The sequence below is a fragment of the Bacillus sp. EKM501B genome, from assembly GCF_011800505.1.
GTDB lineage: Bacteria > Bacillota > Bacilli > Bacillales > Bacillaceae_G > Bacillus_A > Bacillus_A cereus.
This window is the reverse complement of record NZ_JAALFZ010000005.1, coordinates 206658-222391: the sequence shown is the minus strand read 5'-3', so window position 1 is coordinate 222391 and position 15734 is coordinate 206658. Positions and strand designations below refer to the sequence as shown.

Genomic DNA, 15734 nt, shown 5'->3' with positions numbered 1-15734 from the left:
CATGAATCAATCTAGAAATGCTTGCTGCAATGCTTTCAGTCCATCGCTGTATATACCATGAACCAGATTTATTGCCTCTTCATCACTAACTGCAACAGGAGTGAACGTACCAGACCACTCTACTAACGATGTGTTACTTTCAGTACCTTCTTTAACTTGGATTGTAGATAAATAATTAGTGACCGGGAACGGTGCATTCATGATTGAATACGTGTAGTAGCGTTCCTTATCATTGAATACTTCTAAGCGTTCTATAATTGTTTCACCATCTGGATTAGCTAGATGACGTACACGACCGCCTTCAGTTAATTTACTGCTAGGTATATAAGGTAACCAGTCTGGAAGGGAGTTGAAACCTCCGATTAATTGCCATACTTGTTCAGTTGATCCGAAAATTTCCATAGATATAGTAGTATATGCCATGTTCATTACGCTCCTTTTCATCCCGGTATTTACGGGTAAATAATCAGTAGAGAATAAATCGCCCCACTGATTAAAGTTTCACTTTATAGGTCCATAACTTATAGTGAGAACGAATTTTATCGTGGATTTTTTATTTAATATATAATTATAAAGTTAAAACTATATACTTTTAATAATTAAATTATATAATAAATATAGAAACGAAAATTTATGAGCAAGGAAGTTGAAAAATATGACATTAACAATGGGCTTTATTGGATTTGGAAAGTCAGCTAACCGCTATCACTTACCTTATGTAAACACGCGTAATAATATAAAAATAAAAACGATTTTTGTACGTCAAATAAATGAAAAATTAGCGGCTCCATATAAGGAAAAAGGTGTTTACTTCACTACTGATTTGGACGAATTGTTGAATGACAAGGAAATTCAAGTGGTGACGGTCTGTACGCCAGCACATACGCATTACGAATTAGCGAAAAAAGTTATACTTGCTGGAAAGTCAGTTATCGTTGAAAAACCATTTTGCGATACAGTGGAACATGCGAAAGAATTATTAGCTTTAGGACGAGAAAAAGGTGTAGTAGTTATGCCTTATCAAAACCGCCGTTTTGATGGTGATTTTTTAGCTGTGAAGCAAGTAGTTGAACAAGGATTCCTTGGTGATATTATTGAGATTGAATCACATATTGATTATTTCCGTCCTGGTTCAATCACTCATGAAGCTCCAAAAGAAGAAGGTTCATTTTATAGTTTAGGTATTCATACGATGGACCGTATGATTTCACTATTCGGCCGTCCAGATACGGTGACATACGATATTCGTAATAATGAAATGGAAGGTGCGGTTGATAATTATTTCGATGTTGGTTTACATTACGGAAATCAGTTGAAGATTAAGCTGAAAACGAACCATGTCGTAGCAAAAGATTATCCACGCTTTATCGTCCATGGAACAAATGGATCATTTATTAAATATGGTGAAGATCAGCAGGAAAATGATTTGAAAGCGGGGATTATGCCTGAGAGTGCAGGGTTTGGTGAAGATTCACCGATGTACTATGGAGTTGCTAAGTATCGTAATGCAAATGGTGACTGGATTGAAAAACAAATTAAAACGCCACTTGGTGATTACGGTCGTTTCTATGATGCCGCGTATGAAACAATTATAAATGGTGCACCAAAACTTGTGAAAGACGAAGAAGCGGTAACGAATATTGAAATCTTAGAAAATGGATTTGCTGCCCCATCACCTTCAGTTTACAAACTTGAGGCTTTACATTTGAATGAATAGAAGAGAGTTTGCAGTATAAAGGAGGTATGGAAATGGCAAGCGGATCAACACAAGTAAAATACCTCGGCATTTATCAAAAGATTAAACAGCAAATTTTAGACGGTGAATATAAAATCAACGAAAAAATTCCGAGTAGCCCCGTCCTTGCTGAAGAATTTGGTGTTTCAGCCCTTACTATTAAGAAAGCGCTGGATCTATTAGTTAGAGATGGCTATATCATCCGCCGGCGCGGAAGTGGAACAGTGGTGCAAGATTGGCGTCAACAGGAAAAGGCACGAATGATTCAAACTTTAACGGGTACGAAAGCTGTATACGGCAGTGAGGTAGAAAGTAAAATTATCGAGTTTGCGATTGTTGGGGCTGATGAAGTAGTTGCTGAGAAATTGGGAGTTTCAATCGGTGATTTCGTCTATAAAATCATTCGCCTCCGCATCATTCACAGCATTCCGACGATTATGGAGCATACATGGATGCCAATTTCGGTTATCCCAGGTGTTGAGGCTTCTGTTTTAGAGGAGTCGATATACTCACATATTCAAAATAAACTTGGTCTTGAAGTAGGGACATCTGTTGTCAGGGTTAAAGGAATTCGCCCAGATGATAGGGAAAAGCAGTTTATGAACTTAACAAATCAGGATTTCCTAATGCGAGTTGAACAAGTAGCTTATTTAACGGATGGACGAACTTTTGAATATTCTTATGCAGATCATCTACCCGAAACCTTTGAGTTTGAAACAGTCATTACTGCAAAAAATTATAAAGAGATATAAAAATCGGTTGAGGCAAGTATTGTCTCAACTGCTCCTATTATACGTTAATAGAATGAATCCAAGACTTAACATTTGATTTGTAGAACTGTAAAGTTTAAAATTACAGTATAGTTTTTAGAAGTGAGTTGTTATCGTCTGTAAAATGTAGATAAATTAAATATTCTCGAATAAATAATATTGCTTGCATTTGATTCTAAACTGTAATTTTTTTTAATACATTTCAATAACCGATGTTTAAAATGTACGTTTCATAACATTAAAGGAGTGAGTTAAATATGGTAATTCTATATACAACAGCAAGCTGTTCCTCATGCCGAAAAGCGAAAGCATGGCTTGAAGAGCATCAAATTGATTATATTGAAAAAAACATCGTATCAAATTCTATGACAGTTGATGAGCTTAAATCGATTCTTCGTTTAACTGAAGAGGGGGCTACTGAAATTATTTCAACTAGATCCAAAACTTTTCAGGACTTAAATATAAATATTGAGGAGCTCTCGCTCAATGAATTTTATACATTAATAATTGAGCATCCACTAATGTTACGACGCCCAATTATGCTGGACGAGAAAAGATTGCAGATTGGTTTTAATGAGGAAGAAATTCGTAAATTTTTACCACGTAGCGTTCGAACGTTTTTAAACATTGAATTGCAAAAATTGGCCAATTAATAAGTAATATTTTTTAGGGAAAGTGGTATGAAAGGAGGAAGCAGAAGATGATTGAAGTATGTGTTACAGTTAATTATAATGATAGAAATTATCAAACAAATGTTATTGTGAGTAAAGATACGATTTGGACAAAAATTAAACAGTTGGCAGAAGAACAAGTGAAGAAACAGTGGAGTGTTTAATTTTATTTTCAACTTAAAAAGCTAAATGAAGTTATCAGATATAGGTGGGACCGGATAGAATATAAGAGAATTAATTTTTTATGGCAAGAAGTATTCTATATGTTTTAACGTTCTAACCTATCTGTAATATTTATGGCTACAGTTAATATATGAGAAACAATATTTTTGATCGTAGGAGGAAAATCATGAACAGCGACTTTACCTTGGCCATACACAGTTTAACTTATTTAGCTTTACAGCCAGATCGGATGTCAACAAGTAATGCTATTTCAGAAAGTGCAGGTGTACATCCAGTACGCATTCGCAAAGTACTAAGTTTGTTAAAAAAACATAAGTTTATACAATCGAAAGAGGGGACTGGTGGCGGTTTTATTTTCGCTCGCGATTTAGATGAAATTAATCTTTGGCATATTTATCAGATAACCTCTGAAGGTGCTTTGCAGCCGAAGTGTCCAGAATCAAACAATCAGTGTGTTGTAGGTTCGAACATGCGAAAAGTTCTTTTCGCTATTTTCTTAGGTGCTGAAGAGCATCTAGGTGAATACTTAAAGAATTATACAATGAAAGAAGTTGTTGACCTTATCAATCAAGAGCGTTAAGCGGCTTAATTATTATATAGCCGTGAGTTCTTAACACTTAAATGTAATGAAAAATATTACAGTATAATTGTTTTTATATCTTTTTTATTGTCACAAAAAATATTTATAGGAAGGTGAAACGGTATGATGTCAAATAATAATCATGTTTTAAAAGTAGGAGATTGGGTTCGTGGAATATCAAATGAAGGTGAATTAATAGTTGGTTATATTGTATCACTTGATGATGTAGAGGATATAGTTACAGTTAGTATTGTGAAACGTGACGGCCAGTACACAATAAACGAAGCGATTTTACTCTTTAGTAAACACGTTAACAAACTCCCTGAATCAAAGGTAATAAATAAGGAACAAATCCTTTATCTTATAGATCTTGCATTATTAACAGGGGATGAAGAATGGTTTATCGAGCTTTCTTCAAAATTAAACTCGATAAAAGAGCTAGTTAATAAGGGATTTTAAAATTTAAACTTTTGAGGGTGCACACAATCCGCCTTATGGAGAGGACACAATTACTTTTCACATAAAAGGAAATGATGTAAAAACGATTCATTACAAACATAGAGATATTCCTGATAACGATAATTATGTAAATGAGCTGTCCATATGGGGCAGCTTTTTTGTTTTTTACTCAGTGTATCTTTTTAAAATGTATATGAATTCAATATTAATAATATATATCCTAAAATTTGGTTTTTTTATTTTGGAATTTTTTCTTTTTACCTACATTAATTATTTATTAGAATATCTTTTATGTTTAAAATGAAATTTTTTGATAAAGGGGATATAAGTATCTTTATAATGAGTAACCTAGAAAAACAATGTATTATTGTATTTTTTTACTAACTAATTCAGCTTTAAGCGATAAAAACAATGGCTACATGCTAACTGTAAAATATTATCCATATAAAATTATTCCACTTTAATATTTCTGAAAATATAAAAATATTAATTTTATAAATATACACGTTATAATGAGGGCGTCGAGAGAAATTTTATTATCTCTGGAGAAAATATAAAAAATGCGATTACTAGTAAGAAAGGTGTGTGATTAGAGGCGAAATGTATGTAATGTGCTTCAGTGGCTTGTGTAAGCAATATCATCAGTGCTACCGAAGTTATGAAGGTAATGTATAGAATTGAGAAAGAAATGCCTCGCAAATGAAGAGAGGCCGGTTTAGCTAAAATTACTGTTAAAAGTAAAAAAGAGAAACCATTAAAGTAATACACTGTTATTAGAAATGTTGCAACGTATTTATGAAGTCTATTCTATATTGTTCTCTTAAGAGGTCTTTATATAAAGAGCGGATATTACGAGTAAACTTTTTTGTGAACGCTAACAATTATATTAGGACGCTAACTAGCGAATGTTTCAATTTGGATTCATTATGATGAAGGACATACAAAGTGGGGCAACTTGTAAGGAATTCATTTTCCGAAAAGGGAATATTTGTTAGGTGTAAAGAGAGATGCAGGAATAGATACAAGGGGGAGTTATTATATGAACGGGAATACTGCAAAGAAAATAGAAGTTCAAGCTGAAAATACCGCACGAAAAAATGAGCAATATGCAGATCCGAAAAAGTGGCATAAGCAGGATACTACATGGGCACTCAGTCTATTTGGAACTGCAATTGGAGCAGGGGTGCTCTTTTTACCGATTAATGCAGGTTCAGGTGGTTTATTATCTTTACTACTAATTACATTACTTGCATATCCAGTTATGTATTACTCACATAGGGCGCTTGCTAAAATGATATACGCTTCTAATTCTGCTGATGAGGGGATCACAGGTACAATTAGAGAGTATTTCGGAAATAAAGCGAGTATCATTTTTAACATCGTATATTTCGGTTCAATTTATACAATCGTACTAATGTATTCGGTTGCGCTTACAAACACTGCAAGTAGTTTTATCGTGCATCAATTGCACATGCCAGAACCTCCAAGAGCTATTTTATCACTTGTATTAGTTCTTGGTCTTATCGCTATACTGAATTTTGGTCAAGATATTACTGTAAAGGTAATGAGTATGTTAGTGTATCCTTTCATAGTTTCTTTACTTTTTATCGCAATATCTTTAATTCCACAGTGGAATACGTCAATGCTTAGTTTTTCAGCTGTTTCAACTGCTTCAACAGGAACAGGCTATTTTGGAACGATATTGATGATTCTACCAATCATCGTATTCTCATTTAATCATTCACCTATGATTTCATCATTTGTTGTGAAACAGAGAGCTACGTATGGAATCGAAGCCACTGATGCTAAATGTGCGCAAATACAAAAGGTTTGTTATATCATGACATTCGCTGTTGTTATGTTCTTCGTTTGGAGTAGCGCATTGAGCTTGACTCCAGATGATATAAAAATGGCAAAAGAACAAAACTTATCAATTCTTTCATATCTTGCTAATGAGCTTAATTCGCCTGTAATCACTATTGCAGCTCCAATTATTGCTTTTGTGGCTATTACAAAGTCTTTCCTTGGCCATTATATCGGAGCATTTGAAGTAATGCGTGACATGATTATTAAGTTCGGTAAATCACGTGGAAAAGATATTGAAGAAAAAACAATTAAGACAGTAATCCTTACTTTTGTTGTATTATCATGCTGGTTTGTTGCTTATACAAATCCAAGTATTCTTGGACTTATTGATTCTCTAAGCGGTCCATTAGTTGCTGCTATCTTATGTCTATTACCGATGTATGCGATTCAAAAAGTTCCAGTACTAGCTAAATACAAAGGGAAAATGAGTAACGTATTTGTTATTATTGTAGGTGTACTTACTGTCTTAGCAAGTATTAAATCATTATTCTAATTCACTATTATTGCTATTAGTGTAAAAATAGTTAACACGAAAAACTTTTTGGACAAACTTCTCACATTGGAGAGTTTGTCCTTTTTTAGTCATTCTATCAACTTGAAACAGCCACCTTCCAGGCAGAAGGTGGCTGTTTCGGTATTAATTTATTTTAACTATTCACGTCTAAATGGACCTTTTGGAGCAATTAGCTCTAAATTAGTACCATCTGAATCGGGGAAGTAGGCAACTCCTGTACCAAATCCAGTTTTCTAGCCGTCTTCTTGAAAGATAATTGGTTCGTCATCTGGGTGCTATCCTATGCCCATCAAGCTAACAAAATGGATTGCCTCTGAAACAAAAAATGATTTTTATTACTATAAAAAACGTAAAGTATCTGTTTTTAGAAAAAATTAATTTTTATAAATTGATGGAGATATAACTCAATTCTTTTATATATTTAGTTAAATATGATTGTCAGAATGAACTTAAAGTAATTATGATTTCTAGAAATGCGAACTGATGTTTTGAATTGGTTTAAAGTTGCTGGAACAAAATAAAACCAATTGAGCAAAAAAACTTGCAAAAATAAAAAGAGAGATGTATATTAATTGATATATCAATAATTGATATATCAATTAATATTTTAACAAGAAAGAAAAGGAACATTTTATGAAGGAAATGTTCGTAAATATCAGTGGAGAAGAACGCAAAATACTTATTCATGTTCTATTACAGATGCAAAAAAATGTAGAGAATATTAAAGAATAGAGAGTGTAGGGGGCAGAATAGTGTGGAAATAATCGCAGCTATTTTAGTCGGGATCGTAGCATTAGAACATTTGTTTATCATGATCCTTGAAATGTTTTTTATTGATTCAAAAGTAGCGAAACGTGCTTTCAAATTACCGAAGCATTTAGAAGGAGATCGAAACGTAGCCATTATGTTTGCAAACCAAGGTTTATATAATGGATTTTTAGCGGCTGGTCTCATTTGGGGACTTGTACTTGGGCTCAATCCAATTGGTTATATGGTCCAATTATTTTTCGTGATTTGTGTGGTGATAGCAGCTATTTTCGGAGGTTTCACATCTAATAAATCAATTATTGTGAAACAAGGACTTCCAGCTGTTTTAGCATTGGTTGCCCTTTTATGTATAATATAGAATCAAAGTTTTTCAATAAAAGAACTCATTTTTGAAAAGAATACGCCATCCTTTCTTTAGAATTATAGGAAAGGATGGCGTTTTTGTATGTCTATTTCTATATGTAGTGAATTATAACTATTCTCTCAAGGGACTCAACTGCTTTTCAGCTTTTGGATATATTTTCATCCATCTTTGTTTCCTCCTATTGTTGGATAGTGTAATAATTGATAAAAATTTTGATGAAATTGAATTATAACGATTGATCAAAAAAGTTAGTGATTAAAAATATTATTCTTTAGTACATACATTTTTAAGATGTTAAATATATTTCATAATAGTCTCTGTAAGATAGGGATAAGTAGAATAGTACTTTTTATAACTTTGAATGTCATTCATAATAGCACCAGTAAGAAGAAAACAAGCTTTACGGTACTACTAGTTACCAAAGATGTTACAGTAGTTTATTTAGAATCAGATTGATTGAAAGGTTGTACTATATGGCCTAATAATTTCGAAAAAATGTCGGTGTGGCATAAAACAATTATGGAGGTTAAAGATATGAGTACTTCAAATTTGAATGAAATAAGTAAACAAATTTTAAAAGAGGAGGAAACACTTCAATTTTCCTCTTTTACAAATGAAGATGCCTTGCAACTAGGTTTATTTATCGTTGAAACAGCAAAGCGAGAGGGGAAATTGATTGCTGTTGATATAACGAAAAATGGTGTGCAATTATTTCATTTCAAGATGACAGGGACAAATGAGGAAAATACGAAATGGATTGAGCGTAAAAAACGAGTCGTTTCCCTGCATGATCGTAGCTCGTATTATATGCAGATACAAAGTGAAATAACTGGGGTCTCCTATAATGAAAAATATCTTTTAGATACTTCAGAATACGCTGCGTTTGGTGGATGTTTTCCTATCAGAATAAAAAACGTAGGGGTTATTGGAATGATAACAGTTTCAGGATTACCACCAGAAGAAGATCACGAATTGGTAATAAGGGCAGTTAAAAATCATTTGAAGCAATAGTAAAAATAAATGTGATGGTTAAGTAAAAGCCAAGAATGAACATATTATTGTTCGTTTTTGGCTTTTTATTATTTTTTCTTATAGTCGGCTAAGAGGGTTCTTTTACAGGTAGTACTTAATTTTGCAATGTTCTTTAAACTGCATCGTTTTGTTCGAGTGAGCGAAATTGCTGTAATTGAAGATGCTCTAAATTAATGTGAAATTTGGTGATTAAAGTAGCTACATTTCATATTTGTGTAAATATGAAACAAGCAGGATACATGAATAGAGAATGGGTAAAATAGTACCGAATGATGATTAGATTTTATGAATGATGTTATAAGGCTTTTTTTAGGAAAACTGAAGGAAGCAGTGTGTTTAGATTTAGAATGACTGGCAATGGGTGCTAGGAAGTTCAATGATTCAAAAATGAACTCATTTAAACGCATATTATCTTCGAGATGTATCATTTTGAAGAATATTAAAACTTAGGAGGAACGGAATTATGACAAAAGATTTCTATACTGCACTGAAAGAAAGACGTACTTACTATGGGATTAATAAAGAGGTACAAGTATCGGATGAAAAAATTAAAGAAATCGTGGAGTTTGCTGTGAAATATACTCCATCCGCTTTCAATTCTCAAACTGCACGATTAGTTGTATTATTTGGTGAAGCTCATGATAAATTATGGGATATTACCACTGAAACATTAAGAAAAGTAGTTGGAGATGGAGATTTTTCAGGAACGCAACAAAAAATGGATTCTTTTAAAGCTGGTTATGGAACAGTATTATTCTTTGAAGATGAGGCTATCGTTAAATCGCTTCAAGAAAAATTTGCTGCATATGCTGAAAACTTCCCAATTTGGTCACACCAAGCATCAGGTATGCACCAATTAGTCGTGTGGACAGGTTTAGAAGCAGAGGGGTTAGGGGCATCATTACAACATTATAATCCATTAATTGACGATGAGGTAAAACAAGAATGGAATGTCCCTGCTAATTGGAAACTAATTGCACAAATGCCATTTGGTAATCCAACAGCTGCACCAGGTGAAAAAGAATTCCAACCACTTGAAGAGCGTGTGAAATTTCATAAGTAATATTCGAATGTAATAAAATAGAAATTTAATCAGTGGTGGTCTTACTGTCCGCAAATAGCAGGGGAAGCTAACTGTATTGTAAAAATAAAACTGTTTATTAATAAAAAAGCTTATTCGTTTTTTTTATTAATCGAGTATGTATGAATAAAAGATTTTAAAACACTATTTTAATCTGTAAGGGAACAAGGTGATCGTTTTGATCACCTTGCTTTATTTCTTACATTTTATTTATTAAAAAACGCTAGCTTTTCATAAATGCTTGAAAAATTAGCGTTTTAATAATAGGTATCTGTAATTTGATTACTTAAAACTATATACGAAAAAGCTTTTATGTTATTCCTCAAGTTCTATCCATTCCTGTGACCATTCTTCTATTCCGCGAATAATAGCTTCTAAAGCAAATCCTTTTTGAGTTAAAGAATATTCTATACGAACTGGTGTCTCAGGAAAGACTTTACGTTCGACAATTCCTTCTAGTTCTAATTCTTTCAATCTTTCTGAAAGTAATCTTCCGCTAACAGGAAGAGAAGATTCAAGTGTACAAAAGCGCTGAGATCCAGAAAAAAGTTGGTAAATAATTAGTGCTGTCCATCGTTGACTAAAAAATTTCATTCCTTTTTCAAAGCGAGGGCATAATGTAGAATCATTCATTTTCCTTCACCTCCTAAAATAAATTATATAACATCTTACTATTAGTAACAAATGTTTTTATAATTAATTACTTGACGTAAATTGATTACGAATGTATACTCACTTACATAAAGTAACTAAGTTGTTTTATGTAACTAAAACTCTTTTCTTTAAATGGCCAAAGTTGTAATGATACATATTGCATATAAGCTGAGAGAAAAAAGAATAGCATCTGTAAAAACACTTACGTTGTGTAAGTTAAACAATAAAAAATATAACAATGGAAGAGAATTTTAGAGATTCTCTATACTAGGAGGTACCTAATGGTTACAACAGATACAATTCATATGTTAGAAGATAAAATTCAATTTATACATCAAGATGGAAAGGATATTTATTTAGTAGGCCCTATCAAATTGCCAATTAATTTATATGGGGAGACTAAAGTTTTTCAATGGTATTCTTGGTTACAATGTAGTGAGGTTACAAATAGTGTAGAAGGAATTATCGAAAAACTCTCATCTATTAATTTAGCTGATATGCAGCAATCTAGTGTACTTGTATATGGTGATTTTGAGAATTCTGAAGATGCCCTAATTCGTATGCATAGTATTTGTCACACCGGTGATATCTTTGGTAGTAAACGTTGTGACTGTGGATTCCAATTAAAGCAGTCTTTACAAATGATTACAGAACATGGTTCAGGTGCTTTATTTTACTTAGCGAATCATGAAGGAAGAGGAATTGGCTTGTTTAGTAAAGCTATGACGTACCTCTTGCAAGAAAATGGGTTAGATACAGTAGAAGCTAATCTGAACCTAGGTTTTGAAGATGATGTTCGAAACTATGATGATACAATTGAAGTATTAAAAGCGCTACGCTCAAAACCTGTAAAACTTATTACAAATAATCCGAAAAAATTAGAAGCGTTACAAAAAGCTGGATTAAATGTTACGAGTCGTGAACCGTTATGGGGTGATGTCTCAGAGTTTAATGAGAAATATTTGCAAACGAAGATTCAGCGTTCTGGACATTTTGAAGGGGGACACTTACATGCTTGAGCATGAATTGTATATGAAGCTAGCACTAGAAAATGCCAAGGCTATGAAGGGACAAACGACTCCAAATCCATTGGTTGGATCTGTAATTGTAAATGATAATCGAATTGTAGGGGTCGGAGCACATATGAAGGCCGGAGAACCACATGCCGAAATACATGCGATACGTATGGCTGGAGAACAGGCACGTGGTGGTACAATTTATGTAACTCTTGAACCTTGTTCTCATCATGGTAGAACAGGGCCTTGTGCTGAAGCAATTGTACAAGCAGGAATTAAGAAGGTAGTAGTTGCTACACTTGATCCAAACCCGCTTGTTTCTGGACGTGGAATTAAAATTCTACAAGATGCAGGTATTGAAGTACTTGTAGGAGTGTGTGAAGAAGAATCTAAAAAAATGAATGAAGTCTTTAATAAATATATTTTGACAAAGCGCCCATTTGTAACGATTAAATCAGGAGTTACATTAGATGGGAAAATCGCTACGTCTTTATCGGATAGTAAGTGGATTACATCTACAGAAGCAAGACAAGAAGTACACCAAATACGAAACGAAAATGCGGCTATTTTAGTAGGAGCGAATACTGTTCAAAAGGATAATCCATCATTGACAACGCGTATTCCAAATGGCCGAAATCCAATTCGAGTAATATTGGACTCGACATTACGCATACCGATGGAAGCTAACGTTGTTACAGATAGAGAAGCTCCTACCTGGATATTTACAACAAGTAATCATGCAGAGGAAAAAAAGAAAGCATTAGAAAATGCAGGAGTTAAAGTATTTGTTACTAGCGGAGAAAAGCATATAAACTTACATGAAATGCTTGATGTTTTAGGACAAAAAGGAGTTTCCTCCCTGCTTATTGAAGGTGGTGGAGAAGTAAATGCTTCGTTTATTGAAAATAAACTAATGGATAAAATTATTTTATATTTCGCACCTAAAATTATTGGAGGTAGATTGGCGCCTAGTTTTGTAGAGGGGACTGGTATTACTAAAATGAAAGATGCAATTGAATTTAAGGATATATCATTTACCCAGATTGGAAAAGATTATAGATTTATTGGCTATCCAGCATATCGGAAAGATGAGCAATAAGGGGAATAAAAACTACTTATATGTTCCGATAAATGGATTGCAGAAAGGAGCGATGAAGAGTGAAGTTTGGATTTGATATCGATGATACACTAATTGATTTAAGGCAGCATGCTTTTCATTTATATAATAAGAAATTAAACAAAAAAGTAGGGTTGGATGTATTCCATTCTTTAAAAACAATTGAAATTCATGAAGCATTTGGCATGACTTCCGAGGAAGGCGGTCATATGTGGAATAGTTTGCTGGATGAGATTTATTATACTTCTTGTTCACCGTTTCCGTATGCTGTAGAGACATTGCAAGAATTAGAAAGACAGGGACATGAAATTTACTATATAACGGCGCGACCTAAAGAGCATGGAGAGCAAACAAAAAAATGGTTAATAGAAAAAGGATTTCCGGTACATGAAGATCGCTTTTTCTATGGAATGAAGGATGAAGAAAAAATACACTTTATACAAGAAATAAAATTAAACTATTTCTTTGATGATAAGCCGGCTGTTTTAGAAACGTTAATAGGAAAACCGATAAATGTATATGCAAAAACTACTTCTTACAATCAATATCTCAATATCCCGCGTATTACAAATTGGATGGAGTTAGGAGATATTATAAAGAAAGATATGTGAGGATTTAAATGGAAAATCAAATAGAGCCAAGAGCATATTGAGTATTACAATTTTAGAGGAAAGACATACGTATTATGTCTTTCCTTATTTTTTAATATTATCGTTTTTATTAGTGTGATGTGCTAGGAGTACTTCTAATAGAGGGGGAATAGAAAAATGAGCAATAAGAAAAATATTTTTAAGCTAGTCTTGTATGGAAGCGTAATTTATATATCATACCAGTGATGGTTTTCCCTGGTGCCACAGTATATGCGGATATTTTGGGTAAGAAGTTCAAGAATTAATGAGATGTGTTCATGATCATGAATTTTTGGAAAACGAAAATTACAATGTTAGGTTATTTTGAATCAGTAGTGGACGATATGCAAAATTACATATTACAAAATAAACATCGTAATTTTTGGATTCTTGGTATAAAATACATTACTTAAACTATATATTAGAATGGAGAAAGTGAATTGGAATTATTAAGAAACAGTAAGATTGGTACAAAACTAAACATATTAATAACTATATCAAGTATTGCATGTATAGTATTATCCCTAATAGGGTTTTGGGGGTTAGAAAGAGGGAAAAGTACTTCCTCTAATATGTATGAGGATAATTTACTGCCAATTGAGTGGATTGGAATTGTAGAATCTAATTTTTATCACGTTAATATGAACTTTATGGAAATAATGTTATCAAAAGATGAAAAAAGAATGAACGAATTAATAAGAGAAATGGATGGGATTCGTAAGGAAAATGATCATCTTTTAAAGCAGTTTGAGGCTAAACTTATTTCTACTAAAGAAAAAGAATTATATAACACGTTTCATGAAACATTTAATGAATTAAGGACTCAAATGAAGAAAGCACAAGAATTAGGGAAGTCTAATAATGAGGAAGCATATGCATATTATCTAAAAGAGATTGAACCTAATATGCAAAAATCAATAAAATCAATTCGTGAATTGATTTTATATAATAGTAATAATGCAGAGCTTTTACAGAAGGAAAATAATAATAGTGCTCAAAATACAATGATAATGTTTGTTAGTATTTCGATTTTAGCAATTTTAATAATTATATTAATTGGATATGTTATTAAATTAACTATCCGAAAACCACTTGCATTACTACAAAATGATATGGAAAAAGTAGCAGCTGGAGATTTAACAACACGTACTCCTTATAAAGCAAATAATGAATTAGGGCATATTGTTCAGTCTTTTAATAGTATGTTAGATAACCTTCAACAATTAATTGCGAATGTTAAGATGACAACACAAGAGGTTATTTTTACTACGGAGGGTGTATTACAAGATACAAATCGAGCGTCTAGTATTTCAAATGAGGTTGTACAGACTGTTTTAGAAGTAAAAACAAAAATAGAAGGACAGGTAACTAGTATTCAGGAGAGCTCATCCTCAATGGAAGAAATTACAACCGGGGTGCAAACTGTAGCTGAATCTTCAGCAGTAGTCGCTGAGGTAGCAGTAACGACTACAGAACGAATAAATATCGGTAGTGAAGTGATAAATCACTCTATTCTTCAAATGAATAGTGTGCATGATGTTGTCGAGGAAACATCAAAAGTAATAAATAAACTTGTTACACGTACACAACAGATTGATACAGCTCTCGCTGCAATTACTAATATTGCCGAACAAACGAATCTTCTTGCCTTAAATGCCGCTATTGAAGCGGCACGTGCTGGAGAGAATGGGAAAGGATTTGCAGTGGTTGCCGCAGAAGTTCGAGACTTGGCTGAGCAATCTAAAGAATCTGCAAAAGAAGTTAATCATTTAATAAAATCCATTCAAAAAGATACCCAAGATACAGTTAATGTCATGCAAAAAGGACAACAAAAGGCAGTAGAAGGAAAAGAAGCTGCTTACAAAGCGAATCAAACCTTCTTGTCTATTATGAGAGATATTGATAAGATTACAGGTCAAATTCAAGAAGTATCCGCAGCGACAGAAGAGATGTCTGCTGGTACAGAAGAAGTAAATGCTTCTCTTTCGCTAGTTTCTGAAACTGCAACGGATGTGAAAAAGGAGACTCTTCAAACTGTAAATTCAATTCAATCACAGGCCGTATCAATTGAACAAATATCAATCCAATCCAACAAAATGAAAGAAAAGGTGGAAGAATTAACGGAATTGGTTTCAAAATTTAATATTACAGAACAAAAAGAATAAGTAAATTGTAAAAGATTAGGTACGGCTATCAGCCTAAAAATAATTGATTTTTTACGATTAAAAAGATTTTAGTAATTAATTCAATCACAAGTGTAATAACATGTATAAAAAACATGAAGACTTAAGAGTC

Annotated in this window: 17 protein-coding genes and 2 pseudogenes; 16 read left to right on the top strand and 3 right to left on the bottom strand. The window is 33.0% G+C overall.

Features of this window, described 5'->3' with window-relative positions; genetic code table 11:
- Positions 1 to 6 precede the first annotated feature (6 nt).
- Positions 7 to 423 (bottom strand): SRPBCC family protein, encoded by a 417-nt coding sequence (locus tag HFD78_RS13775; protein WP_000332045.1) that lies wholly within the window; start codon positions 421 to 423, stop codon positions 7 to 9.
- A 232-nt stretch (positions 424 to 655) separates the two neighbouring features.
- Here HFD78_RS13775 and HFD78_RS13770 point away from each other — a divergent pair, with 232 nt between their 5' ends.
- From HFD78_RS13770 to HFD78_RS13735, 8 genes and pseudogenes are all read left to right on the top strand, one after another.
- Positions 656 to 1717 (top strand): oxidoreductase, encoded by a 1062-nt coding sequence (locus tag HFD78_RS13770; protein ID WP_000176644.1) that lies wholly within the window; start codon positions 656 to 658, stop codon positions 1715 to 1717.
- A 32-nt stretch (positions 1718 to 1749) separates the two neighbouring features.
- On the top strand, positions 1750 to 2487 hold the full coding sequence (locus tag HFD78_RS13765; protein ID WP_000146278.1) for a GntR family transcriptional regulator: 738 nt from the start codon (positions 1750 to 1752) through the stop codon (positions 2485 to 2487).
- 275 nt (positions 2488 to 2762) lie between these two features.
- Positions 2763 to 3158 carry a transcriptional regulator SpxA gene (gene spxA, locus HFD78_RS13760; protein ID WP_000236194.1) on the top strand — a complete coding sequence of 132 codons (396 nt, stop codon included), beginning with the start codon at positions 2763 to 2765 and terminating at the stop codon, positions 3156 to 3158.
- Positions 3159 to 3205: 47 nt separating this feature from the next.
- A complete protein-coding gene (locus HFD78_RS13755) occupies positions 3206 to 3340 on the top strand; it encodes a BA3454 family stress response protein (RefSeq protein ID WP_000573532.1) in 135 nt (44 codons plus the stop codon).
- A gap of 185 nt (positions 3341 to 3525) precedes the next feature.
- Positions 3526 to 3939: an Rrf2-family transcriptional regulator SaiR gene (gene saiR, locus HFD78_RS13750; RefSeq protein WP_001083465.1), complete on the top strand. Its 414-nt coding sequence runs from the start codon at positions 3526 to 3528 to the stop codon at positions 3937 to 3939.
- Between the two features lie 123 nt (positions 3940 to 4062).
- Positions 4063 to 4398 carry an IDEAL domain-containing protein gene (locus HFD78_RS13745; RefSeq protein ID WP_000987463.1) on the top strand — a complete coding sequence of 112 codons (336 nt, stop codon included), beginning with the start codon at positions 4063 to 4065 and terminating at the stop codon, positions 4396 to 4398.
- 7 nt (positions 4399 to 4405) lie between these two features.
- A pseudogene (locus HFD78_RS29480) lies at positions 4406 to 4519 on the top strand (DUF3888 domain-containing protein); the annotation flags it as partial.
- 918 nt (positions 4520 to 5437) lie between these two features.
- Positions 5438 to 6757, top strand: coding sequence for an aromatic amino acid transport family protein (locus HFD78_RS13735; protein WP_001014190.1), 1320 nt, complete (start codon positions 5438 to 5440; stop codon positions 6755 to 6757).
- Positions 6758 to 6915: 158 nt separating this feature from the next.
- On the opposite strand, the pseudogene HFD78_RS13730 reads toward HFD78_RS13735, so the two are convergent.
- Positions 6916 to 7050 (bottom strand): annotated as a pseudogene (locus tag HFD78_RS13730) (VOC family protein); the annotation flags it as partial.
- Between the two features lie 482 nt (positions 7051 to 7532).
- Between HFD78_RS13730 and HFD78_RS13725 the strand changes: the two are divergent.
- The 3 genes from HFD78_RS13725 to HFD78_RS13715 all read left to right on the top strand — a co-directional run bounded on the left by HFD78_RS13725 (position 7533) and on the right by HFD78_RS13715 (position 10005).
- On the top strand, positions 7533 to 7904 hold the full coding sequence (locus tag HFD78_RS13725; RefSeq protein ID WP_000402471.1) for a DUF1304 domain-containing protein: 372 nt from the start codon (positions 7533 to 7535) through the stop codon (positions 7902 to 7904).
- A gap of 501 nt (positions 7905 to 8405) precedes the next feature.
- Entirely contained in the window at positions 8406 to 8921 is a 516-nt protein-coding gene (locus HFD78_RS13720; RefSeq protein ID WP_139016290.1) for a heme-degrading domain-containing protein, read from the top strand.
- A 484-nt stretch (positions 8922 to 9405) separates the two neighbouring features.
- Entirely contained in the window at positions 9406 to 10005 is a 600-nt protein-coding gene (locus HFD78_RS13715; protein WP_000158938.1) for a nitroreductase family protein, read from the top strand.
- A 333-nt stretch (positions 10006 to 10338) separates the two neighbouring features.
- Here HFD78_RS13715 and HFD78_RS13710 read toward each other — a convergent pair whose 3' ends face one another.
- On the bottom strand, positions 10339 to 10656 hold the full coding sequence (locus HFD78_RS13710; protein WP_001000104.1) for a winged helix-turn-helix transcriptional regulator: 318 nt from the start codon (positions 10654 to 10656) through the stop codon (positions 10339 to 10341).
- Positions 10657 to 10958: 302 nt separating this feature from the next.
- Here HFD78_RS13710 and HFD78_RS13705 point away from each other — a divergent pair, with 302 nt between their 5' ends.
- From HFD78_RS13705 to HFD78_RS13690, 5 genes are all read left to right on the top strand, one after another.
- Positions 10959 to 11696, top strand: a complete 738-nt coding sequence (locus HFD78_RS13705; protein WP_000258865.1) for a GTP cyclohydrolase II — start codon at positions 10959 to 10961, stop codon at positions 11694 to 11696.
- Positions 11689 to 12792, top strand: a complete 1104-nt coding sequence (gene ribD / locus HFD78_RS13700) for a bifunctional diaminohydroxyphosphoribosylaminopyrimidine deaminase/5-amino-6-(5-phosphoribosylamino)uracil reductase RibD (protein WP_000889429.1) — start codon at positions 11689 to 11691, stop codon at positions 12790 to 12792. The genes HFD78_RS13705 and ribD overlap by 8 nt, the downstream gene beginning before the upstream one ends.
- A 59-nt stretch (positions 12793 to 12851) precedes the next feature.
- Complete coding sequence (locus HFD78_RS13695) at positions 12852 to 13421, top strand: 5' nucleotidase, NT5C type (RefSeq protein WP_000668223.1); 570 nt, start codon at positions 12852 to 12854, stop codon at positions 13419 to 13421.
- 296 nt (positions 13422 to 13717) lie between these two features.
- Complete coding sequence (locus tag HFD78_RS29800) at positions 13718 to 13852, top strand: hypothetical protein (RefSeq protein WP_000605687.1); 135 nt, start codon at positions 13718 to 13720, stop codon at positions 13850 to 13852.
- A gap of 27 nt (positions 13853 to 13879) precedes the next feature.
- Positions 13880 to 15604: a methyl-accepting chemotaxis protein gene (locus HFD78_RS13690; protein ID WP_000421999.1), complete on the top strand. Its 1725-nt coding sequence runs from the start codon at positions 13880 to 13882 to the stop codon at positions 15602 to 15604.
- The last annotated feature ends 130 nt before the right edge of the window (positions 15605 to 15734 follow it).